Source organism: Gemmatimonadota bacterium (assembly GCA_016712265.1).
Classification (GTDB): Bacteria; Gemmatimonadota; Gemmatimonadetes; order Gemmatimonadales; family Gemmatimonadaceae; genus RBC101.
In genome coordinates, this window is sequence record JADJRJ010000030.1 from 163,844 (window position 1) to 189,637 (window position 25,794).

The 25,794-nt window shown below is 68.0% G+C and carries 16 protein-coding genes; 7 read left to right on the plus strand and 9 right to left on the minus strand.

The features are described from left to right. Positions 1-29 precede the first annotated feature (29 nt). Complete coding sequence (locus IPK85_16005) at positions 30-1,397, plus strand: pyridoxal-phosphate dependent enzyme (GenBank protein MBK8248884.1); 1,368 nt, start codon at positions 30-32, stop codon at positions 1,395-1,397. Positions 1,398-1,494: 97 nt separating this feature from the next. On the opposite strand, the gene IPK85_16010 is transcribed toward IPK85_16005, so the two are convergent. After that, complete coding sequence (locus IPK85_16010; GenBank protein MBK8248885.1) at positions 1,495-1,932, minus strand: acyl-CoA thioesterase; 438 nt, start codon at positions 1,930-1,932, stop codon at positions 1,495-1,497. Positions 1,933-1,943: 11 nt separating this feature from the next. Then, the gene (locus IPK85_16015; protein MBK8248886.1) at positions 1,944-3,422 is read right to left on the minus strand and encodes a M20/M25/M40 family metallo-hydrolase; all 1,479 of its coding nucleotides are present in this window, start codon (positions 3,420-3,422) and stop codon (positions 1,944-1,946) included. 250 nt (positions 3,423-3,672) lie between these two features. On the opposite strand from IPK85_16015, the gene IPK85_16020 reads away from it, so the two are divergent. From IPK85_16020 to IPK85_16035, 4 genes are all read left to right on the plus strand, one after another. Next, complete coding sequence (locus IPK85_16020; GenBank protein ID MBK8248887.1) at positions 3,673-4,767, plus strand: serine hydrolase; 1,095 nt, start codon at positions 3,673-3,675, stop codon at positions 4,765-4,767. A 111-nt stretch (positions 4,768-4,878) separates the two neighbouring features. Continuing rightward, positions 4,879-5,958: a phytase gene (locus IPK85_16025; GenBank protein ID MBK8248888.1), complete on the plus strand. Its 1,080-nt coding sequence runs from the start codon at positions 4,879-4,881 to the stop codon at positions 5,956-5,958. Between the two features lie 95 nt (positions 5,959-6,053). Then, a complete protein-coding gene (locus tag IPK85_16030; protein ID MBK8248889.1) occupies positions 6,054-8,828 on the plus strand; it encodes a TonB-dependent receptor in 2,775 nt (924 codons plus the stop codon). Between the two features lie 86 nt (positions 8,829-8,914). Further along, the gene (locus IPK85_16035; GenBank protein MBK8248890.1) at positions 8,915-12,127 is read left to right on the plus strand and encodes a sialidase; all 3,213 of its coding nucleotides are present in this window, start codon (positions 8,915-8,917) and stop codon (positions 12,125-12,127) included. 736 nt (positions 12,128-12,863) lie between these two features. On the opposite strand, the gene IPK85_16040 is transcribed toward IPK85_16035, so the two are convergent. Continuing rightward, positions 12,864-16,124: a DUF2723 domain-containing protein gene (locus IPK85_16040; protein ID MBK8248891.1), complete on the minus strand. Its 3,261-nt coding sequence runs from the start codon at positions 16,122-16,124 to the stop codon at positions 12,864-12,866. A gap of 322 nt (positions 16,125-16,446) precedes the next feature. On the opposite strand from IPK85_16040, the gene IPK85_16045 reads away from it, so the two are divergent. Together IPK85_16045 and IPK85_16050 are read left to right on the plus strand one after the other, a co-directional pair. Further along, positions 16,447-16,782: a PadR family transcriptional regulator gene (locus tag IPK85_16045; protein ID MBK8248892.1), complete on the plus strand. Its 336-nt coding sequence runs from the start codon at positions 16,447-16,449 to the stop codon at positions 16,780-16,782. Positions 16,783-16,786: 4 nt separating this feature from the next. Next, positions 16,787-19,435, plus strand: coding sequence for an ABC transporter permease (locus tag IPK85_16050; GenBank protein ID MBK8248893.1), 2,649 nt, complete (start codon positions 16,787-16,789; stop codon positions 19,433-19,435). Between the two features lie 6 nt (positions 19,436-19,441). On the opposite strand, the gene IPK85_16055 is transcribed toward IPK85_16050, so the two are convergent. The 6 genes from IPK85_16055 to IPK85_16080 all read right to left on the minus strand — a co-directional run bounded on the left by IPK85_16055 (position 19,442) and on the right by IPK85_16080 (position 25,725). Continuing rightward, on the minus strand, positions 19,442-19,609 hold the full coding sequence (locus tag IPK85_16055; GenBank protein MBK8248894.1) for a hypothetical protein: 168 nt from the start codon (positions 19,607-19,609) through the stop codon (positions 19,442-19,444). A 571-nt stretch (positions 19,610-20,180) separates the two neighbouring features. Next, on the minus strand, positions 20,181-21,713 hold the full coding sequence (purH, locus tag IPK85_16060) for a bifunctional phosphoribosylaminoimidazolecarboxamide formyltransferase/IMP cyclohydrolase (GenBank protein MBK8248895.1): 1,533 nt from the start codon (positions 21,711-21,713) through the stop codon (positions 20,181-20,183). Between the two features lie 36 nt (positions 21,714-21,749). Then, on the minus strand, positions 21,750-22,439 hold the full coding sequence (purN, locus tag IPK85_16065; protein ID MBK8248896.1) for a phosphoribosylglycinamide formyltransferase: 690 nt from the start codon (positions 22,437-22,439) through the stop codon (positions 21,750-21,752). Between the two features lie 53 nt (positions 22,440-22,492). After that, positions 22,493-23,041, minus strand: a complete 549-nt coding sequence (locus IPK85_16070) for an HAD family hydrolase (GenBank protein MBK8248897.1) — start codon at positions 23,039-23,041, stop codon at positions 22,493-22,495. A 3-nt stretch (positions 23,042-23,044) separates the two neighbouring features. Beyond that, positions 23,045-24,400 (minus strand): L-seryl-tRNA(Sec) selenium transferase, encoded by a 1,356-nt coding sequence (locus IPK85_16075; protein ID MBK8248898.1) that lies wholly within the window; start codon positions 24,398-24,400, stop codon positions 23,045-23,047. After that, a complete protein-coding gene (locus IPK85_16080; GenBank protein MBK8248899.1) occupies positions 24,397-25,725 on the minus strand; it encodes an Ig-like domain-containing protein in 1,329 nt (442 codons plus the stop codon). The genes IPK85_16075 and IPK85_16080 overlap by 4 nt, the downstream gene beginning before the upstream one ends. Positions 25,726-25,794: the final 69 nt, after the last annotated feature.

The following is a 25,794-nucleotide window of genomic DNA, read 5'->3' on the forward strand; positions in this document are numbered from 1 at the left end:
CGCCCGCCGCGTCACCACCCGGACCCTCCATGCCGTTCAACGTTCACGACTCGATCCTCGGCACCATCGGCCGTACGCCCCTGGTGCGCCTCAACAAGCTGGTGGCGGACATTCCGGCGACGGTCTACGCCAAGGTCGAGACCTTCAATCCCGGCCACAGCATCAAGGACCGCATGGCGATCCGCATGATCGAGGACGCCGAGCGACGTGGGGCGCTCAAGCCGGGGGGAACGATCATCGAGGGGACGAGCGGCAATACGGGGATGGGGCTCGCGATTGCGGCGATCGTGAAGGGGTACAAGTGCATCTTCACGACCACCGACAAGCAGTCGCGTGAGAAGGTGGATGCGCTTCGGGCCTTTGGGGCGGAGGTGATTGTTTGCCCGACGGACGTGGAGCCCGAGGATCCCCGGTCGTACTACTCCGTCTCCTCGCGCCTGGAGCGCGAGACGCCCAACGCCTGGAAGCCGAACCAGTACGACAACCTGTCCAACAGCGCGGCCCACTATGAGACTACGGGCCCCGAGATCTGGGAGCAGACCGAAGGCAAGGTCGACCATCTGGTGGTCGGCGTCGGCACGGGCGGGACCATCTGTGGCACCGGCCGGTTCCTCAAGGAGCAGAAGCCGAGCGTGAAGGTCTGGGGGGTGGACACCTACGGCTCGGTCTTCAAGAAGTACAAGGAGACGGGCATCCTCGACAAGCACGAGATCTACCCGTACGTGACCGAGGGGATCGGTGAGGATTTCCTTCCGCAGAATGTGGACTTTTCGGTGATCGATCATTTTGAGAAGGTGACCGACCGCGACGCGGCGATCTTCACCCGGGAGATCGTGCGCCAGGAAGGGATCTGGGCTGGATATTCAGCGGGGTCGGCCATCGCTGGATTGCGCCAGCTCAAGGCGCAGTTCAAGGCAGGGGAGACCGTCGTGGTGATCTTTCACGATCACGGCACGCGGTACCTGGGAAAGATCTTCAATCCCGAGTGGATGCGCCGGACCGGGTATGAGCCATTGCCCGGGGCGACGGCGCGCACCTTGGTGCGCAATAAGCGCGTGTCCGACATCGTGGGCGTGCCGGTGACCGCTACGGTGGACCAGGCCCTGCGACAGATGAGCGAGAACAACTTTTCGCAGATCCCGGTGACCAAGGAGGAGCGGATCGTCGGCTCCCTGTCCGAGTCGCATGCGTACGCCTGCATCGTAAAGGCCCCGGCGGTCCGGACTCAGCCCGTGAAGGGGATCATGCAGAAGGCGTTTCCCTACGTGGACATCGAGACGCCGGTCGAGCTGCTGGCCCCGATGATCACGCCGGAGAACCCGGCCGTCCTCGTCCGTGATTTCCCGGCGAACAAGGTGTATGTGCTTACGGGATACGATGTGTTGCAATCCATGTAGGCGCTGAGCGACGCAAACGGCCAGAGCGAAGCACGGGCGGTACGGGCAGCACGCGTTGCCCACAACCGTGCGGCTCGTGCTGCTCGTGCCGCGCGTGCTACCCGTGCTTCGCAGTGGCCGTTGCTGTTCCCGGGAATCTCTCGCGCAGCTCGTCCGGTATTCGCGTGATTCGCCCGGTCGCCCGGCTGACCATCGTCCACAGTGTGCGGCCCTGGGCAAGCAGCGCGTTGTCTGAAGGGCGGACGATCTCGGTCAATCGTTCAAACCGGCGCGAGTCCACCTGGCCGATCCAGGTTCGTGCCACCAGGGGTTCGCCGAGCCTGGCTTCGCGGAAATAGTCCAGCTCATGGCGGGTCGCGACCCAACCGAGGTCGCGCAACATCTCCGGGGTCGCCCGCGCATGCCAATGCGCGAGAGCCACCTCCTGCACCCAGCGCAGGAAGACCACGTTGTTCACGTGATCCATGTGGTCGATGTCCTCGGCGCGGACAACAATGGGAATCTCGAAATCGGGAGCAGGTCGTGGGGAAGCCATGGCGGGGAATCTTACAGCCCGCCGACGCCTTGCAGGAGCCGGATGAAAAAGGTCACGGCCGACGCGTAGTCCTTCGTCGCGACTCGCTCGTTGAGCCCGTGGACCCGCTCGCGGTCGCCGTCGCCTAACGGGATGGGCAGGAACCGATAGACGGCATCAGAGTGGGAGCCCCAGTACTTCGCGTCCGTTCCCCCCATCACCAGGTAGGGAATCACCGGAGGCTGCTCGCCGGGGATCATCGTGCTGATCGTCCGCCGCATGAGCGCCCAGGCCGCGCTGCTGGTCGACGACACAGGCGACGGGTTGGCCACCGCGCTGTCGAGCGGCGCGACCGTGATCATTGTGTCCGCGATGACGTCGCGGACGCGGGCCATCACCGACTCCGACGTCTCCCCGGGCCGTATCCGGAAGTTCACGACTCCGGTGGCCTCAGGCGGAAGGACATTGTCCTTGATCCCCGCGGTCAACATCGTCGGTGAGGTGGTGGTGCGCATGAGTGCGCCGCCGAGTGGATTGGCGGCAAGGGTGCGTTGGACCAGTGGTGCCGTAAGCCACATGTTGGCCATCACGACCTTCTGGGAGAACGGCAGGTAGGGTCCCATCGCCTCGAGCATCCCGCGGGTCGGTCCGTCCAGGGACATGGGGAACGGCGACGCTTCAAGTGCGGCGATGGCTCGGGCGAGGGCCCCCACGGAGGTGCGGCCGGGCGGCATCGACGAATGCCCGCCATCGGCCCGTGACGTGAGCTTGAGCGAGATGTACCCCTTCTCGGCGATCCCGACGATGGCCACCCGCTGCGTGAGGCCAGGAAGGAGCCCGGATGCCATGAAGCCGCCTTCGTCGACGACCAACCCGGGTTTGACGCCCCGCGCCACGAGTGAATCGACGATGGCACGGGCACCGTATCGACCGCCGACTTCCTCGTCGTGGCCAAAGGTGAGGTAGATGGTGCGCGGCGGGACGTAGCCACTGCGGATCAGCGTCTCCACCGCCTCCATGGAGGAGAGGACCGTCGACTTGTCATCGAGGGTGCCACGTCCCCACACAAAGCCTTCCGCGACGTCCCCGGAGAAGGGGGTGTGCGCCCATTGCGGCAGGTTGGGCTCGGGGACCGGTACCACGTCCATGTGGCCCATCAGGACGATGGGGGCTGCGGCGGGGTCGGAACCTTTCCATGTGTAGAGCAGGCTGAGTCCGCCGATGAGTTCCCGCGTCAGGGTGGTGTGGAGCTGGGGGAACGAGGCGACCAGATGGTCGTGGAAGCCGCGAAAGGCCACCGTGTCGATGGGGGCGCCGGACGCGTAGGAGACGGTGGGGTAGCGGATGGCGCCGGCCAGACGTTGGATCGACCCCGCCGTGTCGATGGCGGGCATGGGCGGTAGTCCGCTCGTGTCCACCGGCAGCGGGGGGACCAGGCGGGCTGCGCGGGAGACCATTGTGCCACCGAGACCGGTGACAAGGGCGAGGAGGGCAAGGAGGAGTCGCTTCATGCGCGCGAATGTCGCTCCCCGAAGGCGGTTCCGGCCAGAGGTCGCGCGGTCGCGGACGCGCGCGCCGTGAGTAAGATTCGCCGTCCCACAGCCCGAGCCTCCCGTGAATCGCACCCTTGTCGTGTCGCTGGCGATCTCCGCGTCCTGCGCCTTCGACCTCCTTGCGCAGGCCCGTACCCGCCCATCCCCGGTCCCGCCGCCGTACGCTCCCGGTGCCACGTGGGAGCGAAAGTCGCCGGTCGAGGCAGGGATGGACCCGGCGAAACTCACGGCGGCGATCGAGTTCGCGAAGGCCAAGGACGCCCGTGCCCCGCGCGACATGGAACTCTCGCACTACCAGAGCTTTGGCCGTGAGCCGTACGGTCAGGGAATCGGCCCGTTCAAGCCGCGCGGTGAACCGAGCGGGGTGGTGGTACGCGGTGGGTATGTCGTGGCGTCGTGGGGTGAGCCCGACCGTGTCGACATGACGCACTCGGTCACGAAGAGCCTGCTCAGTGCAACGGTCGGGCTGGCGTACGACCGCGGGCTGATTCCCTCGGTGCGCGACACGGTGTGGAAGTCGCAAGCGCCGGTGTATCGCCTGCGACTCGAGGCGCCAAGTGAACCCGCGACGTCCGAGGGGCACTCGGACTTCATCGACCCCTGGGCGACCCCGCACAACCGCACGATCACCTGGGATGACCTGCTTCGTCAAACGAGCGATTGGGAAGGCACCCTGTGGGGCAAGCCGGACTGGGCGGATCGCCCGGCGCAGAATCCGGCCGAGTGGCGCACGCGGAAGCGGGCACAGCCCGGGACGACGTACGAGTACAACGACGTCCGCGTCAACGTCCTCGCCCTTGCGGCGACGAACATCTGGCGTCGTCCGCTGCCCGAGGTGCTCCGCGATCACCTCATGGACCCCATCGGCGCGTCGCGGAGCTGGCGGTGGAACGGCTACGACAACGCGTGGATCACCCTCGATGGTCGTCCCGTGCAGGCGGTCTCGGGTGGGGGCCACTGGGGAGGTGGGATGTTCATCAATGCGTGGGACATGGCGCGGTATGGCTTGCTCACGCAGCGCCGCGGGATGTGGGGGGACAAGCGGATCCTCTCCGAGGAGTGGGTGAAGATGAGCCTCACGCCCACGGTGCCGCAGCCGACGTACGGCTACATGAACTGGTTCCTGAACACAGATCGCAAGTGGATGCCGAACGCGCCGGCCACCGCCTTCGGGCACGTGGGGAACGGGACGAACCTGGTCTTCGTGAGCCCGGAGCACGACCTGGTGGTGGTGGTGCGCTGGATCGAGAACAATGCGATCAACGAGTTCCTTGGGCTGATGCTAGGCGCCGTGACGCGCTAGGCACGCGTTGGTGATGATCTGGTAACGGCATGGCAACGGCGCGGTGACGGGAGTACGAAAGGAGGGCGAGGCGTGTCTGGTTACCCGCTCCCTCGACTGCATCGACGCGACGTGATTCGACTCCGCCTGTTCCTCCTCGCCGGGCTCGGCGCCTGTGCCGGTAACGAACCCGAACCCGCGGTTGGCGGCGGGGCTCCGGTACCGGTCACCGATACGCTCGCACCGGCGGTGATCACCGACACGGTCGTGGTCGACTCCGATGACCCGGCGATCTGGGTGCATCCCACCAGCCCGGAATCCTCGTTCGTCCTCGGTACCGACAAGGGCGATACCAACGGCGGGGTGTACGTGTTCGGCCTCGATGGTCGCATTGACCGACGCCGCAGCGTGACCCCTCTGCAGCGGATGAACAACGTCGACGTGCAGTACGACGTCGACATCGGCGGCGACACGGTCGACGTGGCGGTGGCCACCGAGCGACTGCGCATGGCGCTACGCGTCTTCCGCCTCCCACAGATGACGGCCGTGGACGGCGGCGGCCTCACGGTATTCTCGGGTGACACGAGCCGCGCCCCGATGGGGGTCTCCGTCTACCGCCGCCCGCGCGACGGGGCGGTCTTCGCCATCGTCGGTGGGAAGTCCGGGCCGACCACGGGGTACCTCGCGCAGTATCGCCTCATCCCGCGGGCCGGTGCGGTGACCCTTGAGCTGGTGCGCGAGTTTGGCGCGTACAGCGGCCGCAAGGAAATCGAGGCGATCGCGGTCGACGACGCGCTGGGATACGTCTACTACTCCGATGAGGGTGTCGGTGTCCGGAAGTACCACGCGGACCCGGATAGTGGCAATATCGAGTTGGCCCTCTTTGCCACCGCGGGCGTCGTGGAGGATCACGAGGGCATTGCCATCGCGCCTCGCGACAGCACCACGGGATATATCATTCTCTCCGACCAGGGAGGCGGCCGCATCCACGTCTTCCCGCGCGAGGGGGCGCCAGGGGCCGCACATCAACACCCGACGCTGGCGATCATTCCCGTCCGGGCCCGCGAGACGGATGGCCTGGAGGTCACGACGCGCTCCCTGGGTCCGGCGTTCCCGAGGGGCATGCTGGCGATGATGTCGAACCGCGGCGCCTTTCACTTCTACCGCTGGGAGGACGTGGAAGCCGCGATCGCGAAGGCTCGTCCCCGGTAGCCACGCTTGCCAATACGCGTTCGTGACACGGGGTGTGCTGATTGGTGACACGGAAAGGTGATCTCCCGCACTTCACCTCTCATCACCAGTTTCACATGCAACGAATCGTTGTCCTTGGCCTCCTCGCGGGGTTGTGGGGGGCGCCGACTACCCTTCGGGCCCAGGGGGTCATCACCGGAAGCGTCGTCGAGGACGCCACCGGACTTCCCATCACTGGCGCGGTCATCCGGATCGAGGCCCTCTCGCGCGGTGCCGTCAGCGACCGCAGCGGCCGCTTCACCATTCCGTCGGTTCCGACCGGCACCCACACCTTAACGACGCGATACCTCGGCTTCCTCCCCCTCACCGAGGCGGTGCGGGTGCAGGACGGGCAGGCCACCGCCGTGTCGCTCCGACTGAAGCCGACGCTGAATACCCTCGGTGCCGTCACGGTCGTGGCGACGCGCACGGGGCAGGCGGCCGCTCTCAGTCAGCAGCAGGCGGCGGCTAACGTGACCAACGTCGTTGCGGCTGACCAGATCGGCCGCTTCCCGGATGCCAATATCGGCGATGCGCTCAAGCGCATTCCCGGGATCACCGTGGCGCTCGACCAGGGTGAGGCTCGGTTCGGATCCATCCGGGGCACGGAGCCGCGCTTCAACTCCGTGATGATCAATGGCGAGCGCGTGCCGTCTGCTGAGGCCGAGACGCGATCGGTCCAGCTCGACCTCGTCCCGGCGGACATGGTGCAGGCCTTGGAGGTGAACAAGACCCTCACGCCCGACATGGATGCCGATGCCATCGGCGGTTCAGTCAACGTGGTGACGCGTGCTGCGCCGGCGAATCGGCGTCTCTCGGCAACGGCGGGGTCCGGGTACAACTTCATTCGTGAGAAGCCGGTCGTCCTCGGCAATGTCGTCGGGGGCCAGCGTTTCCTGTCAGATCGGCTCGGCGTGATTGCGAGCGCATCGTATTACGACCAGCGCTACGGATCGGACAACAAGGAAGGCACCTGGGACGAGACCTCGACTGGCCAGGCCTACATGAACGAGTTCGACATCCGCCGGTACGACGTGCAGCGGGTGCGACGGTCGATGTCCGGAAGCTTCGACTACCGCGTGGGCGATGCCAGCACGATCACCCTGCGTTCGATCTACAATGCCCGTGACGACTGGGAGAACCGCTTCCGCGCGCGCTTTATCATGGGTGCCCCGAATGCCCAGGGGATCCAGACGACGGAGATCCGCCGACAGACGAAAGGTGGTGGTCCCGACGACCGGCTCAAGGAAGCCCGCCTCGAAGACCAACGCATGTGGAGCCACCAGCTGGGCGGTGAGCACCTCTTGGCACAGCGCTATACGTTGAGCTGGTCTGGGTCCCTCTCCCGGGCGTCCGAGACCCGTCCGGATGAGCGGTACATCGACTGGCGCGCGCGCAATGTCACCATCCAGCCGAACTACAGCGACGAGCAGAACCCGACGTTCACGGCGACCAATCCGGCGCAGGTCACGGACGACCGCTTCACGTTCCGGCGGATCGAGCAGGCCGAGAGCTTCACCAAGGACGAGGACCGCAATGCCCGGGTGGACCTGACCCTGCCGTTCCGTGAGGGGGCGAAGTCCTCGCGCGCCAAGCTCGGCTTCCGCTATCGCGGCAAGGAGAAGCTGCGCGACAACAGCTACAACTTTGCGGTGCCGACGACCGCCCTCACCAACATGGCCGCACTGGGCGCTCGCAACTACGACGTCGACAAGAACCTCGCGGGGCCCTACCGGTATGGGAGCTTCACCGCGCCAGGGACCCTCGCAGGGCTGAATCTCTTCAACAGCACGCAGTTCCGATTGGACGACCAGCCTGGGGAGTATGCCGCCGGCAATTTCGACGCCGACGAGTCCATCCTGGGCGGGTATGCCATGCTGGAACAACAGCTGACCCCGAAACTGTCCTTCATTGCCGGGCTTCGCATCGAGCAGACGGACGTCGAGTACCGTGGGTTCGAGTACAACGTCGACAACGACAACGTCACGGCAACCCAGGGCTCCCAGGACTACGGGAACCTCCTGCCGTCGGTGAACCTCCGGTGGGAAGCGCCGAACAACACGGTGTTCCGTGCTGCGGTGACGCGGTCGATTGCCCGGCCGAACTACTTCGACCTGGTGCCGTATCGCGAGATCAGCCTCGACGACAACGAGTTGGCCACCGGTAATCCGAACCTCAAGCCGACACTTGCCACCAACTTCGACCTGATGGGCGAACGGTACTTCGCCTCCGTTGGCCTCGTGTCTGCTGGCGTGTTCCACAAGCGCATCACGGACTTCATCTTCAACTACACGCAGTTCCAGGCGGTTGACCCGGTCACGGGTGGCACCTTCTCCCAGATCTCGCAGCCACGAAACGGGGCCGAGGCGACGCTGACCGGCGTTGAGCTTGCGCTGCAGCGCCAACTCGACTTCCTGCCTGGTGTGTTGCGCTACCTGGGGGTTTACACGAACTACACGTACAACAAGTCCGAGGCCACCGGGGTGAATGTGACCGGGCGCGAGAACGACAAGCTCCCACTCCTTGGCACACCGGAACACTCGGGCAACCTCTCGGTGTCGTTCGATGCGCCGCGGGTGAACTTCCGCGCGGCGTTCAATTACCAGAGTGAGTCGCTCGATCCCGGCGAAGGCGGATACAACGACGACGCCTTCTTCGACCGCTGGGCGGATCGGCGGACGGATATCGACGTCAACGGTTCGATCCAGCTCACGTCGAGCGCGCGGTGGTTCCTCGAGGTGAACAACCTGAACAACCGCCCGCTCCGCTACTACCAGGGCGTGCGGGGGCGCCTGATGCAGGACGAGTTCTACGGCCGCCGCATCCAGTCTGGGTTCAAGTTCGACTTCTGATCGACTCGCGGCTTTGACGGCCGTGGTACCGGGGGGTAGGATCAGGGCGTATCGCCCGGCTCCTGCCCCCCGTTTCCGGTACCGACATGTCCCGATCCGCTGTCGTTCTCGCCCTTGCCCTAGCCACACACGGCCTTGCGGCCGGCGCCCAGGGCCCGCGTATTGCCCCTGAGGTGTACAAAGGGCTCCACTGGCGGACCATCGGCCCCGAGGGCAACCGATTCTCTGCTGCGGCCGGCGTCCCCGGCGACCCGATGACCTACTACGTCGGATCGGCCTCCGGTGGGATCTGGAAGACCGTCGATGCCGGGGTGAACTGGAAGTCGATCTTTGACGGACATCCCGTGCAGTCGATCGGCGCCCTCGCCATCGCCAAGTCGGACCCCAACGTCATTTACGCGGGCACCGGGGAAGCACACATCCGGTCGCACATCTCGCTGGGCATGGGGATGTACAAGTCGACGGATGCTGGCCAGACCTGGACGCAGGTTGGCCTCGAAAAGACCGGGCGCATCGCGCGCATCGCCATCCATCCACAAGACCCTGATGTCGCGCTCGCCTGCGCGCTGGGGCACTCCTACGGTCCGCAACCCGAGCGTGGGGTATTTCGCACGACGGACGGTGGCGCCAACTGGACGCGCGTGTTGCACGTGGACGAGAACACCGGGTGCTCCGACCTTGCGATGGACCCACGGAATCCGCGCATCCTCTTTGCCGGGATGTGGCAGTTCGAGATCAAGACCTGGGGACGTCGCAGTGGCGGGCCAGGGAGCGGGTTGTTCACGTCACGCGACGGTGGGACGACTTGGACGCGCATCGTCGGGCGCGGCCTCCCGACCAAGCCCACCGGCAAGCACGCGCTGGCCATCTCGCCGTCCAACCCGGATCGCGTGTACGCGCTGATCGAGACGGGGGATGGTGTGCCGTGGGAAGGGCAGGAAACCGAGAGCGGGCAACTCTGGCGAACCGAGGACGGTGGGGCGAATTGGGTGCTCATCTCGCGTGACCGCAACGCCATGGGACGCGCCCACTACTACTCGCGCGTGGTGGTGAACCCCTCGGATGAAGACGAGGCGTATTTCCTGACCGCGTCCTTCTCCAAGACCATCGACGGCGGGCGCGCCATCAACGTGCTGCAACGTGGCGAGGCGCCAGGCGGTGACCACCACGACATGTGGATCGATCCGGGCAACGGCAACCGGATGATCGTTGCGCACGACCAGGGGCTGTCGATCTCGCAGAACCGCGGCAAGACCTGGTTCCGGCAGCGCCTGCTCAACGCGCAGATGTACCACGTGACGGTGGACAACGAGATTCCATACAACGTGCTCGGCAACAAGCAGGACGAGCCGTCGTATCGCGGACCGTCCAACAGTCGCGTCCAGGGCTTCGGGGGCGATGGCGGCATCCCGCGCGGGATGTGGCACTCGGTCGGTGGGGGCGAGAGCGGCTGGGCCACGCCGGACCCGGTCGACTCGAAGATTGTCTGGTCGACCGCCTCGGGGTCGGGGATGGTCGGCGGGATCGTCGTGCGGTTCGAGGAGGAGCGTCGCCAGTTCCGCAACGTCGAGATCTGGCCGCAGCAGCTCAATGGTCCGCCGGCCGACCACAAGTTCCGCTTTGTGTGGGACTCGCCGCTGCAGATCTCCCCGCATGACCGGAACACGCTCTATGTGGGGAGCCAGCACGTACACCGCACGACCAATGGCGGCCAGAGCTGGGAAGTGATCTCGCCGGATCTCACCCTCAACGACAAGAGCCGCCAGGGCAGTTCCGGCGGGCTCACCCCGGACAACATCGGCGTGGAGTACACCGGCGTGGTGTATGGGATCGCCGAGTCGCCGATCGAGAGGGGGTTGATCTGGGTAGGGACGAATGACGGATTGGTGCAGCTCACCCGCGACAATGGGAAAACCTGGACCAACGTGACGGCGAACCTCCCCGGGTTGCTCCCGTGGGGATCGATCCGCTCGATCGCGCCGTCGAAGTACAACGCCGGCACCGCGTACCTCACGGTGGACTACCACCAAGTGAACAACCGCGATCCGTTCATCTACAAGACCACCGACTACGGGCGCACCTGGCGTAAGATCGTGAACGGGATCCCGGTCAGTCCGTTGAGCTATGTGCGGGTGATTGCCGAGGATCCCGTGCGTCGCGGGCTGCTCTTTGCGGGGGCGGAGAATGCGATCTACGTGAGCTTTGACGACGGCGAGAACTGGCAGCCGCTGCAGAACGACCTTCCGGCGGCGCCGGTGTCGGGGATCGTAATCCAGCCGCACTTCAGCGACCTGGTGATCTCGACATATGGCCGCGGCTTCTGGATCATGGACGACATCACGGCGTTGCGGCAGCTGACGCCTGATGTGCTGGCGAGGGACGTGCACCTGTTCACGCAACGGTTCGCCTATCGGTTCCGCCCGATTACCGCGCCGTCGACGACCTACGACGATCCTACCACGGGCGAGAACCCGCGCTACGGCGCCGGGATCAACTACTACCTCAAGCAGCCGGTGCAGGGGCGTGTGACCCTCACGGTGGCGAACGCGCAGGGACAGGTGGTGCGTACCCTGACGGGGACCAACACGGCCGGCGTGAATCGCGTGTACTGGGACCTGCGCTACGAACCAACCACGGAAGTGCGGCTGCGCACGTCGCCGATATACGCGGCGCACATCATAGCGCCGGCCGAGGGTCGTGTGGCGCCAGGCACGGGCCGCCTGAGCATTCTGGCTCCTCCGGGCACGTACACGGTGACGCTCAATGCAGGGGGACAGACGCAGTCGCAGACCGTTGAGGTGCGCAAGGACCCGAACAGTGGTGGGACCGAGGGCGATATCACCGCACAAGTGGCGATGCTCACCCAGATCGCGCGCGACATGAATGACGGCGCCGATGCCGTGCACCGGATCGAGTCCATGCGGGTGCAGCTCGACGGGCTCGGGCGCGCGGTCGAGGACGCACAAGTTCGCCGGACGGCCACCGAGCTGGGGCAGAAGCTCCTTGATCTGGAGATGAACCTCGTCGACCTGCGGCAAACCGGTACCGGCCAGGACGGCGTGCGCTTTGGCTCAAAGCTGCTCTCGAAGCTGAACTACCTCACGGGCGGCGTCTCGGCGTCGGACTTCAAGCCGACGGACCAGGCGACCGAGGTGCGCACGATCCTCAATACGCAGTTACGAGATCACCTGAATGCGCTTGACCTGTTGATCTCGCGGGATCTGCAGGCGTTCAATGACCTGCTCAAGTCGAGGAATATCCCGAACATCGTGGTGCGGCCGCGGAGTGGGGTGAGCTGATGCGGCTGGCAGGGCGAAGCCAGGGGTGGGCCACCTGATGCCGCACTCAGGCCTACCCACAAGGACGGCCGCACGCGGCAATGGGGTGTTCCCGGCGGTTGACCTGCAGCCCGATTCGGACGCCAACAGCCGCCACACGGCCCGCGGCCAGTCGAGGTCGACACCTGTCACAGGTTGACGAAGCGCGGTTTGTGGCGCACACTCACGTAACGTCGGGAGGGGAGCAGGCGATGGACCGATCGGAGGTACAGCAGGGAGCGCCGCTGGTGGTCAAGCCGCTCGATCATGAGATCGACGTGTTCGGGCTCACGCACGTGGGTCGTGTGCGCAAGACGAACCAGGATCACTTCCTGATCGCCTCACTGCGCAAGCAGCTCGACGTGCACTCCACGAGCCTGCCCACCATGCAGTTGCACACCCCGGGCACCGATCGATTGGCTTTTCTGGCGATGGTCGCAGATGGCGTCGGCGGGAGCGCTGGTGGCGAGGAAGCGTCCGGGTTCACGGTCGAGATGATCGCCTCGTACCTCACGCACAGTACACACTGCTACTACACCGCCGACACCGCCGACGACGCGGCGTTCATTCATGCGCTCGAGAACGCTGCCTATCGCTGTCACGAAGAGCTGCTCCAGGTGGGGGAGCGCGAGGGGCGACGCATGGGCGCGACCACGCTGACGCTGTGGCTCGGTGTGTGGCCGAGGGCGTATCTGCTCCAGGTGGGAGACAGCCGGTACTACCAGCTTCGGGATGGCGTGCTGACCCAGGTGAGCCGCGACCAAACCCTGGCGCAGGAGCTGATCGACCGGGGCGTGTTCACGCGGACCGATCGGGCGGCCGCGCAGCTGGCGCACACCCTCTCGAGTGCGATTGGGGGTCCCCAGACCGACCCGATGGTCACTGGTGTAGAGATTGGATGGGGCGTGGTGAACCTGCTCTGCAGCGATGGCCTCACCAAGCACGTCAGCGACGAACGCATCAGGGACCGGCTGATGACGATGACATCGGCGCGACAGGTCTGCGAGGACCTGATGGATGATGCACTCGCCGCAGGGGGGACCGACAACATCACGATCGTTGTCGGTCGGGCGCTGCAGGGCGGCGTGCCGCGTTGATCCGCGTACCTCGACGACCCCCTTACTTCTTGGGGGTCGTCGGCGGCGTAGCCGGTGGCGGGGGGGGGGGGGGGGGGGGGGGGGGGGGGGGGGGGGGGGGGGGGGGGGGGGCGGGGGGGGGGGGGGGCCCGCGGGCGGGCGGGGGGGGGGGGGGGGGGGGGGGGGGGGGGGCGGGGGGCGCGGGGGGCGGGCGCCCGCGGGCCCGCCGCCGGCCGCGCCCGCCGGGCCCGGGGCGGCCCCGCCCCCCCGGGGGCCCCCCCCGGGGGGCGCCCCCCCGCGGGGGGGCGCGCGGGGCCGGGCGGGGGCCGGGGGGCCGGGCGGGCCGGGGGCGGGGGGCCGCGGGGGGGGGCGGCCCCCCCGGCGCGGGGCCCGCCCCGCCCCCCGGCCCGCCGGCCCCGCCGCCCGGGGCGGGGCGCGCCCGGCGGGGCCGGCGGGGGCCCGGGGGGCCGCCGCCCGGCCCCGGGGGGGGGGCCCGGGGGGCCCCCCGGGGGGCCCGCCCGCCGCGGGGCCCCGGCCGCGCCGGCCGCCCCCCGGGGCGGCCCCCCGGGCGGGGGGGGGGCGGGCGGCGGGGGGGGCGGGGGGGGGGGGGGGGGGGGGCCGGGAGGGGGACGGGAACCGAGGCCCGGGAGTCGCCAGGGGATCAGCGGGGGTTGCTGCTCCACCGCACTGAAGTTGAAGAACTCACTGATGCGCGTCGCCTGCGCCACCGCCTTCGCGTCGGCAAGTGCCTTGGCAGCGCCGGGCTGGTCACCAATCGTCTGCAGCATGTCGTAGACCATGAAGCCGGTCTGCACATACAGCGCCGGGATGCCGACCGACGGCTTGTCCACCCAACCGTCCTTGCGGACGAAGGAGTCCCGACCCTTGAAGACGTCCTGCCACAGGTCACGTGAACGCTTCACGTCCACGAAGCCCTCGCCAGGGACGAGCAGGGTGTCCGGCCCGGAGGCCGGGACATTTTCCACGAGCCGACGTGCCAGGCCCTGCGTGATGAGGTAGGGATCGATCCCCAACTCTCGGCCGTAGCCACCGGCCGTGCGCGAGATGTAGATCGGGCGCTCGCCGCAGTTGTCGCGAATCATCTGCAGCACGTAGAGGTCCGCCCGGGTAAGGACGCGCGGCTCGATGCGCCCACGAATCGTCCCGCAGGCGTCAAAACCAACGGTGTCCGGCAGCTGGTACGCGAGCGGGAGGGAGTCGACCTGGTCGAGTGTGAGTGCAATGACAGGCTTCGTCGGCTTCTTCCACTCACGGTCACGATAGATCGCCGGCCCTGCGGCCTTGTCGTACTCGCGCACGGGGTTCCGCAGGAGCTGTCGGGTGTACCAGTCGGTGTTGAGCAGCGAGGTGTTCGCCACGACGACGTCCTTGCGCACCCCTTCCACTTCCTGCGCATACCAGAGCGGGAAGGTGTCGTTGTCGCCCACCGTCACCAGGATGCCGTACGGCTCCACCGAGTTGAGCATGTCGTGCGCAAAGGCGAACGTGGTATCGTCGTTCTTGCGCGTCGAGGCTTCCCAGTTACCGACAATCGGCACGCAGGCGATGAGCAGCACCGGCGTGGCCATCAGCCAGCTGCGCTTGCGCGGCACGTCCATCACCGACTTGCCGTACTTCACTTGGTCGGCGCCGAACAGGGACGCCACCGACTCCCAGACGAAGACGAGGCCGAGCGCGGCCCACACGCTCCACGCGGAGAAGCTCCAGAGATAGAAGTAGTCGCGATCGCGCACCTCGCGGTCGACGGTCTCCTGCAGTTCCGGCGATTGCGATGCCCCGTACTTGAAGTTCAGGTAGTAGATGAGGAGCAGCGTCATGGTGAACATGAGCGGCCCGAAGAACCAGAAGGACTGCTTGTCGCGTTTCCAGTGCACCCACCCGCCGAAGAGCCCCAGCACGAGGAAGAGCGCGGCGAGCACCGCCTGGACGGCCTGCTGCTGGCCGTACGGGTCACGCCACCACTGCCACTTGAAGTAGAGCCACCACATCCCGACCTGCGCGCTGAACGGGGCATTGCGCTCCGTGACCGGCGGCTTGCCGTACTGCTCCCGGTTGAAGTTGTACTTGAACAACTCCCAGGTCTTGGCGCTGAAGGTGCAATCCACCTTGAGCCCGTCGACGCAGCCGGTGGGCTCCCCTTCGTTGATGAGCGGTTGATAGGCGGCGCGGATCGGCTGCGTCGCAAACGGGGTCATTCCGATGACGATGGCACCGACGCAGGCGAGGATCAGCTTCCAGCGCAGCAGGGTCGCCGGCCGACGGATGAGCACCGCGAGTCCGACCGCGGGAGCGGCGAGCATGCCGGCCATGTGGTTGGCGTACCCGAGCCCCAGGACATAGGCGATGAGGATGAGCAGCTTGTCCGCCTTGGGGCCGTCTGGGTCATCACACCAGCGTACGGTCAACCAGGCGATGAGTGCGACGCCGACCATGGCGACCGTATACACCTTCTCGTTGATGACCGACTGGCTCCACACCGTGAAGGCCGTCGCCCCGATCAGGGCGGCGAGCCCGCCGCCCACGATACGTTGCCATCGCTCGGCGAACCACGACACCAGGACGCGCTCGGTGATCAGGAACCACATCCCTGCGGAGATGGCACTGCAGATCGCCGCGAGGAGGTTGATGCGCGTGGCCACCCCCGGGGCAATCGGGAGAATGGCGAAGAACCGGCCGATGAGGACGAAGAACGGGTTCCCCGGTGGGTGGGGGAGCCCCATGATGTACGCCGCCGCGATGTACTCGCTCGTGTCCCACATGGCGGTCGAGCTGCCCAGAGTGAGGACATAGAGCAGGAGGACCAACGTGCCGGCCACCGTGGCAGCCAGGTACGACGGGCGATAGTCGAGCTCGTGCGGAGCAGTAGGCGCAGCAGACGTCATGGAGGCGGGTGTGAGGGCCAGCCCGGCCCGGATCAGCTCAGGAAGGTAACGGCCAGCCGTGGGGGCGGGGGAGGGCTTCGGGTGTGCCCCCGCACCGTTACGTGGTTTCGCGACATAGTGGCGGGCCCTCGGTTCCCCGCGGGCGGCGGGGCCTCCCATCAGACCGGCGGGCGCGGCCGTTCGGCCGGTCTTGGCCCACGCCCGCGTGTCCGCTCGGTCGTCCCGACGTCGACGCGCGTGTGCCCTCGCACTCTTGAGCGTCACATCTTGACAGACAAGAGGAGAGGGCGGTATGGTCCGTCGGGCACCCGCGACGGAACCGATGGACGAGACCAACACCGACGTCATCCAGGGGACGCTCGATCTCCTGATCCTCAAGACCCTCAGCCTTGGCGCCTTGCATGGCTTTGGCGTCGCCCGCCGCATCGAGCAGATCTCGCGTGGCGTGTTCAAGGTGAACCCGGGGTCGTTGCTCGTCGCCTTCCAGCGGCTCGAGCGGGAAGGGTACCTCGACGCCGAGTGGCGCCAGACGGAGAACGGACGACGCGCGAAGTACTACACGCTCACGCGCACCGGGCGCCGGCAGCTGGAGGTGGAGGCCGAGGGATGGGCGCGACGTGCCGGCGCCGTGGCGCGGCTGCTGCGGACGGAGGCCTGAGCCCATGTCCCTCTGGCGACAGGTAACCCGAGGCTGGCGCGTCCTCCGACACCGGTCCGACGCCGACCGCGAGCTGGCGGAGGAAGTGGCGCACTTCGTTGAGCAATCCGCGCAGGAGCTGCAAGCCCGTGGTCTGTCGCGTGAGGCCGCCCTGCGGGAAGCGCGGGCGGCCGTCGGGAGCCAGAGCGCGGTCCGCGAGCAGGTGCGATCGGTGGGATGGGAGGAAACCGTCCGCTCGTTTGGCTCCGACGTGCGGTATGCCTTTCGCATGTTGGGCAAGGCCCGGTTGTTCACGGCGGTCGCCGTGCTGATCATCGCGCTCGGGAGCGGGGCGGTGACCACGATCTACAGCGCGATGAATGCCATCGTCCTGCGGCCCCTGCCCGGGACCAGCGAGACGGCGCGCCTGGTGAACATCGAGCGGCGAGATCCGACCTTTGCCGAGGGGATCCAGTCGTCGTACGACTACCTCACCTGGATGCGGGAGCGCACCAGGACGCTCGATGCCATCGCCGTCTGGAGCAAGGTGACCTTTGCCCTCTCCACGGGTGGTGAGGGGGTGTTTGTGTACGGCAACATCGTCAGCGGGAACTACTTCTCGACCCTCGGGGTGCGCCCCGCGCTGGGACGCTTCTTCCTGCCCGAGGAAGACGCGGTGCCGATGGGCGGGCCCGTGGTCGTCCTCGCGCATGCCTTCTGGCAGTCGCGATTCGGCGGTGACTCGTCGGTCGTTGGGCGCGCGGTACGCGTCAATGGGACGCCCTATACGGTGATCGGGGTGGCGCCCCAGGAATTCCATGGCGTCTTCACGCCTCTGCTGGTCGAGGCGTGGGTCCCGTTGTCCATGCAGGAACAACTGCGCCCCAGTCGCGACCGGGAGCACGCCATCTGGCTCTGGACCTTTGGGCGATTGCGGGACGGCGCCACGGTCGCGCAAGCCAAGGGCGAGCTGGACGAGTTGACCGCGACGTACATCGCCGAGGCCCGGGAACCGAAGTCACGAGCGAAGTACGGCACGATCCGGCTGACCGCGATGACCGGCCTTCCCGCAGATGCCCGGGGCATGGCGGCCGGGTTCATCGGGTTGCTGCTGGGCGCCGCCATGCTGGTCCTGATGATCGCCAGCGTGAACGTCGCCTCGATGCTCTCGGCGCGTGGACTGGCGCGCCAGCGCGAGATGGCCGTGCGTGCCGCCCTCGGTGCCGGTCGGGGACGACTCGTCAGGCAGCTGCTCACGGAAATCGTGACCCTCTTCCTGCTTGGTGCCCTGGGTGGCGTCGTGATCACCACGCAGGCGACGGCGGCCATCGAGCGGGTGACGATCCCGGCGGACGTCCCGATGGCGCTGGAAGTCTCGCCGGACTTGCGCGTGCTGCTGTTCGCCCTGGGGCTCTCGCTCGTGACCGGCCTCGTCTTCGGGTTGGCACCAGCGATGCGTGCGGTGGATGGCGACCTGGTCTCGCGGCTGCGTGACGGTTCATCGGGGGCGGGGACGCGACGCGGTCGACTGGGGCGTGCCTTGATCGTCGGCCAACTCGCGCTCAGCCTGGTGCTGCTTGTCGCGGCCGGGTTGTTCCTGCGTGCCATGTCGCACGGCACACAAGTCGATCGGGGATTCCAGGCCGCCGGGGTCCAGACGGCGCTGTTCAACACCGAGGCCTGGGGGTATGACGCGGCGCGCGGGCACGCGTTCTACGACGCCTTGCTCGAACGGGTCCGTGCGATCCCGGGGGTGACGGCCGTCGGTCTCTCCGACCGCTTGCCGCTGACCTTCGCGACGTCGTCGGACGAGATCTTCATCACCCCACCGGCGAGTCCTGAGGAACGCGGGGCCACAATCAACCTCGCGTTGGCCGATCCCGCGTTCTTCGACGCGGTCGGGATGCCGCTCGTGTCGGGGCGGGCGTTCGCGGTGTCGGATGACATGGCCGCGCCACGCGTTGCCGTGGTGAACGAGGTCCTGGCCCGGCGGCATTGGCCGGACGGTAGTGCGCTCGGCCGCACGTTCACGATGCGCGGGGAGGTCGTGACGGTCGTTGGCATCGCCCGCAACGCGAAGTACAGCTCGCTGACCGAGGAGGTGCCAGCGTTCGCCTACTTCCCGGTCGCCCAGCGCTGGCAGCCAAACCTTTTCCTCGTGGTGCGAGGGCCGGCGTCGGTTGGCGACGGGATTCGTGATGCCGTGGCTGCGTTTGATCCGCTGGCCCCGCCCCCGGTGATGACGCCGCTGACGGACGCGACCAGCCTGGCCCTGTTGCCCCAACGCCTGGCGGCGATCGTGACGGCGTCCCTCGGCGGGATCGGGCTGCTGCTCGCCACGGTTGGACTCTACGGGATGATCGCGCAGTCGGTGGGGCGAAGGACGCGCGAATTGGGGCTGCGTGTCGCGTTAGGTGCCCAACGCCGCGACGTGGTCCGGCTGATCGTGGGGGAGGGGATGCGCCTGGCCGGGGCCGGTGTCCTGATCGGTGTGATCCTGGCGATGGTGGCGACGCGCCTGCTGGCCTCACAGCTCTTTGGCGTGAGCCCCCTGGATGGGGTGACCTTTGTGGTGATGACACTCGTGCTCTCGCTGGTGGCGTTGCTGGCCAGCTACCTTCCCGCCAGGCGCGTCGCGCGCGCCGACCCGATGCTGGCGCTCCGCACGGATTGAGCTGGCCTACCTGCTCCAGACCAGGATAACGGCACAGGCATCGGGGGCGTACTCCGGGGGGATCGTGTTGATCGACACGTGCACTTCAACCATCTGCACCGAGGAAATGACGACTTCACGGAGGGCTTCCCACGCGGCGATGCCAAGTCGGGAGTTGTAGTTCGTCCTGCGCACGCCGTCGACAAAGACATGCAGGTTTCCTGGCGCCCCCGGCCCCCCCCCGGGGGGGGGGGGGGGGGGCGACCCCGGGGGGGGCCCGCCCCCCCGGGGGCGGGGCCCGGCCCCCGGCGGGGGGGGGGGGGGGGGGGGGGGGGGGGCGGGGCCCCCCCCCGGGGGGGGGGGGGGCGCGGGGGCGGCCCCCCCCCCCCCGGGGGGGGGGGGGCCCCCGGGGGGGGGGACGGGCCGGCGGGGGGGCCCCCCCCCCGGGGGGGGGGGGGGCCCCCCCCCGGCCGGGGGGGGCGGGGGCGGGGGGGCCCCCCGCCCCCCCGCGGGCCCCCCCGGGGGCCCCCCCCCCGGGGGGGGGGGGGGGGGGGGGGGGGGGGGCGCGGGGGGGGGGGGGGGGGGGGGGGGGGGGGCTGGGACCCTCCGTAGTCCGGGCAGGAGGGCGACTTCCGCATCGGAAACGGCCCGCGTGGTGTCGCCCGTGACATAGGCGCGCCCGGAGAGGCTTGTGGCCTGTGCGGAGGCCATCGCTGGACCAATGGCGAGCAGCCATACTGCGGCTGCTCGGCGCCATCGGGCTGGGCTAGTGGCGGAAGAGCCGCTGCCCCGTGAACACCATCGCGATCCCCTTCTCGTTGGCCGCATCGATGACCTCCTGGTCACGCACCGACCCACCGGGCTGCACGATGGCGGTGATCCCCGCCTCAGCAGCCTGGTCCACTGAGTCCCGGAACGGGAAGAACGCGTCAGACCCCAATGCGGAGCCGGATGTTTCATGGCCGGCCCCCCGCGCCTTGTGCACCGCAAGGAACGATGCGTCCACCCGGGACATCTGGCCAGCCCCGATCCCGATCGTCGCCCCGTTCCGCGCCAGCACGATGGCGTTGGACTTGACGCTGCTCACCGCGCGCCAGGCGAACAGGAGGTCCGTCTTTTCTTGCGGCGTGGGCGTACGCGAGGTCACGACCTTCCAGTCGTCATCGCGCAGGATCGCCGGGCCGCGCTCCTGGACGAGCACGCCGCCGCGCACGCGCTTGTAGTCCATCATGCCGGGCGTCCATCGGGCGGTGCCCTCGAGGACGCGCAGGTTCTTCTTGCGGCCGAGGATCTCTACTGCTTCGTCGCTGAACGCCGGCGCCACGATGCACTCGACAAACAGGGCGGCGATCGCTTCAGCCGCGGCGGCGTCCACGGGGACGGTGAAGGAGATCACCGAGCCGAACGCCGACACCGGGTCGCAGGCCAGCGCCTTGCGATAGGCGTCGAGGGCGTCGCTTCCCGTCGCGAGGCCGCAGGGCGTGGTGTGCTTGATGATGGCGCAGGCGACCTCGCCCATGAACGGGTCGGTCGCCAGCAACGCACCCTCGAGGTCGAGCAGGTTGTTGAACGAGAGTTCCTTGCCGCCGCGTTGCACCAATGCGCCGAGCCCTTCGCCCTTGCGCTCTGAATAGAACGCCGCGTCCTGGCCGGGGTTCTCCCCGTAGCGCAGCGACTGCTGCCGCGTGAGGGGAACGGTGACCTGGTCGGGAAAGCGCTCGCCGCGCTGAGCAGCAAACCAACCCGCGATGGCCGCGTCGTACGATGCCGTATGGGCGTACACCTTCTCGGCGAGCAGCCGACGGAGGTCAAGATCGTCATGGCCCGCCTCGAGCGCGGCGAGCACCCGCGCGTAGTCGCTAGGGTCCACCAACACCCACACGGCGTCATGGTTCTTGGCCCCCGAGCGCAACATCGACGGTCCGCCGATGTCGATGTTCTCGATGACCTCCTCGGCGTGAACGCCCGGCTTGGCGACCGTTTCACGAAACGGATAGAGGTTGACGACCACCATGTCGATCGGTGCGATGCCATGTGCGGCGATCGCTTCCATGTGTGCCGCGGTGTCGCGGCGGGCGAGCAGGCCACCGTGCACGGCCGGGTGCAGCGTCTTCACGCGGCCATCGAGCATCTCGGGGAACTGCGTGACCTCGGCCACGTCGATGGCCTCGAGCCCCGCCTGACGCAGCGCGCGGGCGGTCCCTCCGGTCGAGAGGAGCTCCCACCCCATGGCGGCGAGAGAACGGGCGAAATCAATGACACCAGTCTTGTCGGAAACCGAGAGCAACGCGCGAGGCAACGGAGTTCGAGAGGTTGGAGACAGAAGGAGTCGCGATCAGGCCGGGGGCGCATCGAAGGCGTCCGCGGCTCCGCAGGCGTCGCTTGCGGCAAAGTGCGGAAAGCGAATCGCGTCACGGGTGGTGGTCACGTGGCCATCGGGGCTGAGCGCCGTGCGACCGGCGGCGATATCGGCCACGACGCGCGGAAAGAGCAGGTGCTCAACTTCCAGGACCCGCAGGCCGAGTGTGGCCGGCGTGTCGCTCGCGAACACCGGGACCGGCCATTGGGCGATGGTCGCGCCGTGGTCGTATTGGTCATCCACGAAGTGGATGGTGGGGCCGCTGACCTTCGCGCCACTGGCCAGGACCGCGGTGTGCACATGCGAGCCGTACATGCCCTTTCCACCAAAGGCGGGAAGCAGGGCCGGATGCACGTTGACCACGCGCCCTCGCCAGGCGGTGGTCACGGCGGCGGGCACGAGGCGCAGGTAACCGGCGAGCACCACCAGGTCGATGGTGCGGGCGCGCAAGAGGTCGGCGAGTCCGTCGGTTCGCAACGTGCGATCCATCGCCACCGCCTCGATCCCGGCGCGACGCGCGCGTTCGAGCGCGAGGGCCTGCGGTTGGTCCGAGGCGACGAGGACCACCGTTCCCGGCGCCGCAGCGCCCAGGGCGGACAGGTGGTCGAGGAGGGCCTGGAGGTTGGAGCCTCCGCCGGAGGCGAGGACGGCGATTCGCGACGACATCGCGGCGGATAGTAGCGTGGACGCGCTGTGACGGTAACCCCGTGATGGTGGCGTCAGCGGGCGATCCAATCGAGGTAGCGGGTCACGGCTTCCTCGAGGGACGACGCCACCTGCGCCTCGCGCTCCGCCCAGACGAGGTCGTCCTCGGGGGTATCGGGCGACGGGACCAGGACACCGAATCCCCCGAGGGTCAACGCCGGCTCCACGTCGCGGCGACGGTCCCCGGCGAAGAGGGAGCGCGCGGCATCCAGGTCGTGATCGGCGATGGCCTGCTCGAACATCCCGGTGCCGGGTTTGCGACAGCGGCACGGGCCGGTCACATCGGGATGGTGAGGGCAGTGGTATGTCGCGAGCACGCCCGCACCGGCTTCCGCGAAGAGTTGTTCGACGCGTCGTCGGATCTGCTGGTAGGTCGCGTCGTCGAGATGGCCGCGGGCGATCCCGGACTGGTTGGTGACGATCACGGGGACGATTCCTGCTGCGCGGAGCGTGCGGACGGCGTCGATCGCTCCCGGGACGACGTGCACGCGCGCGGCGTCGGCCAGGTAGTGGGCGTCCACAATCAGCGTGCCGTCGCGATCGAGAAAGGCGGCGCGTCGCATGGCCTAACGAGTGATGGCGTTGACGACCACGGTATCGTCGGCCGGTCCAACGGACCGCAGGTCGAGCAGCAACTGGTCGCGTTCCATGCGCCCGATGATCGGTGTGTCGGTCGAACGGAGTGCCGCCTCACGTCCACGTCCGCCTGGCAGGGAGAGGGCGGCCGATGGGATGCGCGCGCTCGGAAACGCCCCGCCACCCACCGTCGCCTCCGCGTCAACGACCGTGATGCCGTGCCCGGGTGGGAGCGCCTCCAGAATGCCGGCCGCGCGCGCCTGCAAGGACGCAAGGCTCGCGGTCAGCATCGCCAACACCGGAATCTCCGTGCGGGCAACCTCGGGCTCGCGATAGAGTTGCAGGGTGGCTTCCAGCGCCGCGAGCGTGAGCTTGTCCACGCGAAAGGCTCGTGTGAGGGGATTCGCCCGACACTTCGCGATCCACTCGCGGTTCCCTAGCATGATCCCGGCCTGCGGTCCGCCGAGCAGCTTGTCGCCGCTCATGACGACCACGGTCGCGCCGTCTCGCACCACCTCGGGAACGGTGGGCTCCCCGGTCAGCCCCCACGGCGAGAGGTCCATCAGCAACCCCGAGCCGAAATCGTGGAGGAGCGGACACCCCGCGCCCGCGGCGATCGGCACCAGGTCGCGCACCGTAGCCTCGGCGACAAACCCCCGCTGTTCGAAGTTGGACCGATGCACCTTCACGATGACGCCGGTGGCGTCGCCGATCGCCGACGCATAGTCGGCCACGTGCGTGCGGTTGGTGGTCCCCACTTCGCGCAGGATCACGCCCCCCTTGGCCATGATATCGGGGACGCGAAAGCTCCCGCCAATTTCGATCAGCTCCCCGCGCGAGATGACGGCCTCGCGACCGGCGGCCATGGTGTTGAGCGCCACGACAAGGGCGGCGGCGCAGTTGTTCAGGACGAGGGCGTCTTCGGCACCGGTCAGTTCGGTGAGCAGCGATACCGCGTGGGAATACCGGGACCCGCGCGCGCCAACGGTCAGGTCATACTCGAGGTTGGACGCGCCGGCCGCGGTTGCCGCAATGGCGTCGATCGCCACGCGCGGCAATGGGGCACGGCCGAGGTTGGTGTGCAGCACCACGCCGGTCGCGTTGACGACACGCCGAAGCGACGGCCGCGCGATCTGCGTCAAGTGATCGCCCACCCGCGTGGTCCACTCCTCGTCGTCCACAGGAGGCGCAACGTGCCCCGTGCGCACCGCCGCGATTGTCTCGCGGGCGGCGCGCGTCACCAACGACCCCGGGAAGTGCGTGGAGAGCTCACGAATGCCGGGGAGCTCGAGCAGGGCACCCACTGCAGGCAGCGATCGCCGCGGGTCGCCTGCCGCCGTGGTCATCGACGCGGGGTGAGGGTGTCACGTCGTACGGTGCCGGTATCGCGCCGGACCGTGCCCGTGTCGCGCCGCACGGCGGCGGTGTCCCCTCGTGCCGAGTCGGCCGGGGGGCGCCGTTGTTGACGCGGCGTCGCGAATCGCCGCTCCGAGTTGCGACTCCGCCCGAGCACCGTGCGCATCCCCTCGGCGCGGAGGATGTAGCTCGTGATCGGAGGAAGCGGCTGCGTCAGGGTGATGAGGACTTCCTGCTCTGGCAGCTTCACGGTAGGGCGCGGCGGCGGTGTGGTGTCGCGCGGCGTTTCGGGGCGTGTGGGAGCACGGACGGGGGCCGGCCGGGCCGGGCGCGCGGCGGCCCGCGTCGTCGAATCCCGTGCAGCGGTGGTGTCGTTGGCCGCGCGAATGCTGTCCTGTCGCGCCTTCGTGCGCACGGAGTCATCCGCGATCCGCTTGACCTCGCGTGCGCCTAACGCGCGCACCAGGGGTACCAGCGACGAATCGGTCGCCAGGCGAATGGAGAAGCGCGACAGCTCGATGGCCTGCGCCGTGTCCAGCGGATGGTCGAATCGGACGCGAATGGTCAGGCTGTCCACGAACTCCACCTGCTGGATCCCGGCGCCGAGTGTGTCGCGCACCAGGGCGTGGAGGATGCGCTCAGAGGAGTCCTGCAGCGCGAGGGTGACGGTGTCGTACAACTCGCGCGGGTCGGCGAATCGGTTCTTGTTCTGGTCCACCAACCCGCGCAGGACGTACGAGCCAGCCGGGAGATTTCGGAGCGTGAAGCGCCCGAGGGAGTCGGCCACGGCGAGGTAGCGGAGCGAATCAGGGAGGACGATGGCCTCGACCAGTGCTTGCGGCGCGACTTTCTCGGCCATCCAATCGAACACCCGACCGGTGATCACCCCGCTCGCGATGGTCGGGCCCGTGGAGAAGACCAGCGTGTGGCCGACGGAATCGACATTGCCGTCCAGGTCGACCATACCGGGAAGCATGGTGACACGGTACGTGGTATTGGGCCGGAACCCTTCGCGTGGCCGTACCTCGAGCCGGGTACGTCGCCAGGACAACGCTGTGCGGCCTCGGCTGGGTGAGATGAGGAACAGGTCGGCGAGTGACGTGGCGCCCTGCGGTCGCTCGCTGACGACATCATCAAAGTCAAAACCGACGGCGTCGGTTCGCACGTTCAGGGCGCCGGTGTCGGGCCGGACCCGGACCAGGGCCGGCGGGTCGAGGTCCTCGGGCCCACCCGGCGGGACACCAGGCGACGCGCACGACGCCGTGAGTAGCGCGGCCATGAAGTGGGAGAGCAAACGGGCGGAACGCAGACGCATGGGAGCAGATGTTAGCGATACCCCTCGTATCGAGGTACCCCGCTGCTCCCCAGTACCCCGTCGATCCGG

Bases quoted from the DNA above. Each gene is read 5' to 3' on its own strand.
- IPK85_16035 (MBK8248890.1), top strand. From the start codon at position 8,915: ATGTCCCGATCCGCTGTCGTTCTCGCCCTTGCCCTAGCCACACACGGC.
- IPK85_16005 (MBK8248884.1), top strand. From the start codon at position 30: ATGCCGTTCAACGTTCACGACTCGATCCTCGGCACCATCGGCCGTACG.
- IPK85_16070 (MBK8248897.1), bottom strand. From the start codon at position 23,041: ATGCGACGCGCCGCCTTTCTCGATCGCGACGGCACGCTGATTGTGGAC.
- IPK85_16080 (MBK8248899.1), bottom strand. From the start codon at position 25,725: ATGCGTCTGCGTTCCGCCCGTTTGCTCTCCCACTTCATGGCCGCGCTA.
- IPK85_16075 (MBK8248898.1), bottom strand. From the start codon at position 24,400: ATGACCACGGCGGCAGGCGACCCGCGGCGATCGCTGCCTGCAGTGGGT.
- IPK85_16010 (MBK8248885.1), bottom strand. From the start codon at position 1,932: ATGGCTTCCCCACGACCTGCTCCCGATTTCGAGATTCCCATTGTTGTC.
- IPK85_16045 (MBK8248892.1), top strand. From the start codon at position 16,447: ATGGACGAGACCAACACCGACGTCATCCAGGGGACGCTCGATCTCCTG.
- IPK85_16015 (MBK8248886.1), bottom strand. From the start codon at position 3,422: ATGAAGCGACTCCTCCTTGCCCTCCTCGCCCTTGTCACCGGTCTCGGT.
- IPK85_16020 (MBK8248887.1), top strand. From the start codon at position 3,673: ATGGACCCGGCGAAACTCACGGCGGCGATCGAGTTCGCGAAGGCCAAG.
- IPK85_16030 (MBK8248889.1), top strand. From the start codon at position 6,054: ATGCAACGAATCGTTGTCCTTGGCCTCCTCGCGGGGTTGTGGGGGGCG.
- IPK85_16050 (MBK8248893.1), top strand. From the start codon at position 16,787: ATGTCCCTCTGGCGACAGGTAACCCGAGGCTGGCGCGTCCTCCGACAC.
- purN (MBK8248896.1), bottom strand. From the start codon at position 22,439: ATGTCGTCGCGAATCGCCGTCCTCGCCTCCGGCGGAGGCTCCAACCTC.
- IPK85_16040 (MBK8248891.1), bottom strand. From the start codon at position 16,124: ATGACGTCTGCTGCGCCTACTGCTCCGCACGAGCTCGACTATCGCCCG.